Origin of the sequence: Streptomyces canus (genome assembly GCF_001514145.1) — a bacterium.
GTDB classification, from domain to species: Bacteria; Actinomycetota; Actinomycetes; order Streptomycetales; family Streptomycetaceae; genus Streptomyces; species Streptomyces canus.
The window spans coordinates 2,501-5,722 of record NZ_KQ948708.1 but is presented as its reverse complement, the minus strand read 5'-3'; the positions used below and the strand labels follow the sequence as shown (position 1 = coordinate 5,722).

1 rRNA gene is annotated in these 3,222 nt (G+C 56.9%); it reads right to left on the bottom strand.

Annotated features, from left to right (window positions below):
• Positions 1 to 41 precede the first annotated feature (41 nt).
• Positions 42 to 3,164 (bottom strand): 23S ribosomal RNA (locus AQJ46_RS51100).
• Between the last annotated feature and the right edge of the window lie 58 nt (positions 3,165 to 3,222).

Sequence of the window (3,222 nt, the reverse complement as noted above, 5' to 3'; positions counted from 1 at the left end):
CGGTCGTTGCCTCAGAACTAACACAGTGGACGCGAGCAAATATGGACAAGCCCTCGGCCTATTAGTACCGGTCACCTCCACCCATTACTGGGCTTCCAGATCCGGCCTATCAACCCAGTCGTCTACTGGGAGCCTTAACCCCTCAAAGGGGGTGGGAATACTCATCTCGAAGCAGGCTTCCCGCTTAGATGCTTTCAGCGGTTATCCCTCCCGAACGTAGCCAACCAGCCATGCCCTTGGCAGAACAACTGGCACACCAGAGGTTCGTCCGTCCCGGTCCTCTCGTACTAGGGACAGCCCTTCTCAATATTCCTGCGCGCGCAGCGGATAGGGACCGAACTGTCTCACGACGTTCTAAACCCAGCTCGCGTACCGCTTTAATGGGCGAACAGCCCAACCCTTGGGACCGACTCCAGCCCCAGGATGCGACGAGCCGACATCGAGGTGCCAAACCATCCCGTCGATATGGACTCTTGGGGAAGATCAGCCTGTTATCCCCGGGGTACCTTTTATCCGTTGAGCGACGGCGCTTCCACAAGCCACCGCCGGATCACTAGTCCCGACTTTCGTCCCTGCTCGACCCGTCGGTCTCACAGTCAAGCTCCCTTGTGCACTTACACTCAACACCTGATTACCAACCAGGCTGAGGGAACCTTTGGGCGCCTCCGTTACTCTTTAGGAGGCAACCGCCCCAGTTAAACTACCCATCAGACACTGTCCCTGATCCGGATCACGGACCCAGGTTAGACATCCAGCACGACCAGACTGGTATTTCAACGACGACTCCACAACCACTGGCGTGGCCGCTTCAAAGTCTCCCAGCTATCCTACACAAGCCGAACCGAACACCAATATCAAACTGTAGTAAAGGTCCCGGGGTCTTTCCGTCCTGCTGCGCGAAACGAGCATCTTTACTCGTAGTGCAATTTCACCGGGCCTATGGTTGAGACAGTCGAGAAGTCGTTACGCCATTCGTGCAGGTCGGAACTTACCCGACAAGGAATTTCGCTACCTTAGGATGGTTATAGTTACCACCGCCGTTTACTGGCGCTTAAGTTCTCAGCTTCGCCAAGACGAATCTTGACTAACCGGTCCCCTTAACGTTCCAGCACCGGGCAGGCGTCAGTCCGTATACATCGCCTTACGGCTTCGCACGGACCTGTGTTTTTAGTAAACAGTCGCTTCTCGCTGGTCTCTGCGGCCACCCCCAGCTCGAGGAGCAAGTCCTCTCACCAGTGATGGCCCCCCTTCTCCCGAAGTTACGGGGGCATTTTGCCGAGTTCCTTAACCATAGTTCACCCGAACGCCTCGGTATTCTCTACCTGACCACCTGAGTCGGTTTAGGGTACGGGCCGCCATGAAACTCGCTAGAGGCTTTTCTCGACAGCATAGGATCATCCACTTCACCACAATCGGCTCGGCATCAGGTCTCAGCCTCATGTGCGACGGATTTACCTATCGCACGGCCTACACCCTTACCCCGGGACAACCACCGCCCGGGCTGGACTACCTTCCTGCGTCACCCCATCACTCACCTACTGCAAGTCTGGTTCGCCGGCTCCACCACTCCCCTTTGCCCGAAGGCTCCGGGGCGGCTTCACGGACTTAGCATCGCCTGGTTCAGTGTTTGACGCTTCACAGCGGGTACCGGAATATCAACCGGTTATCCATCGACTACGCCTGTCGGCCTCGCCTTAGGTCCCGACTTACCCTGGGCAGATCAGCTTGACCCAGGAACCCTTAGTCAATCGGCGCACACGTTTCCCACGTGTGTATCGCTACTCATGCCTGCATTCTCACTCGTGAACCGTCCACCACTGCCTTCCGGCGCGGCTTCACCCGGCACACGACGCTCCCCTACCCATCCATACAGGCGTTGGCCCTGTTGTATGAATGACACGACTTCGGCGGTACGCTTGAGCCCCGCTACATTGTCGGCGCGGAATCACTAGACCAGTGAGCTATTACGCACTCTTTCAAGGGTGGCTGCTTCTAAGCCAACCTCCTGGTTGTCTCTGCGACTCCACATCCTTTCCCACTTAGCGTACGCTTAGGGGCCTTAGTCGATGCTCTGGGCTGTTTCCCTCTCGACCATGGAGCTTATCCCCCACAGTCTCACTGCCGCGCTCTCACTTACCGGCATTCGGAGTTTGGCTAAGGTCAGTAACCCGGTAGGGCCCATCGCCTATCCAGTGCTCTACCTCCGGCAAGAAACACACGACGCTGCACCTAAATGCATTTCGGGGAGAACCAGCTATCACGGAGTTTGATTGGCCTTTCACCCCTAACCACAGGTCATCCCCCAGGTTTTCAACCCTGGTGGGTTCGGTCCTCCACGAAGTCTTACCTCCGCTTCAACCTGCCCATGGCTAGATCACTCCGCTTCGGGTCTTGAGCGTGCTACTCAAACGCCCTATTAGGACTCGCTTTCGCTACGGCTACCCCACCCGGGTTAACCTCGCAACACACCGCAAACTCGCAGGCTCATTCTTCAAAAGGCACGCAGTCACGACGCATTGAGTAAACTCAATGCGCGACGCTCCCACGGCTTGTAGGCACACGGTTTCAGGTACTATTTCACTCCGCTCCCGCGGTACTTTTCACCATTCCCTCACGGTACTATCCGCTATCGGTCACCAGGGAATATTTAGGCTTAGCGGGTGGTCCCGCCAGATTCACACGGGATTTCTCGGGCCCCGTGCTACTTGGGTGTCTCTCAAACGAGCCGCTGATGTTTCGACTACGGGGGTCTTACCCTCTACGCCGGACCTTTCGCATGTCCTTCGCCTACATCAACGGTTTCTGACTCGTCTCACAGCCGGCAGACTGTGAAAGAGAGATCCCACAACCCCCACGACGCAACCCCTGCCGGGTCTCACACGTCGTAGGTTTGGCCTCATCCGGTTTCGCTCGCCACTACTCCCGGAATCACGGTTGTTTTCTCTTCCTGCGGGTACTGAGATGTTTCACTTCCCCGCGTTCCCTCCACATACCCTATGTGTTCAGGTATGGGTGACAGCCCATGACGACTGCCGGGTTTCCCCATTCGGAAACCCCCGGATCAAAGCCTGGTTGACGACTCCCCGGGGACTATCGTGGCCTCCCACGTCCTTCATCGGTTCCTGGTGCCAAGGCATCCACCGTGCGCCCTTAAAAACTTGGCCACAGATGCTCGCGTCCACTGTGCAGTTCTCAAACAACGACCAGCCACCCATCACCCCG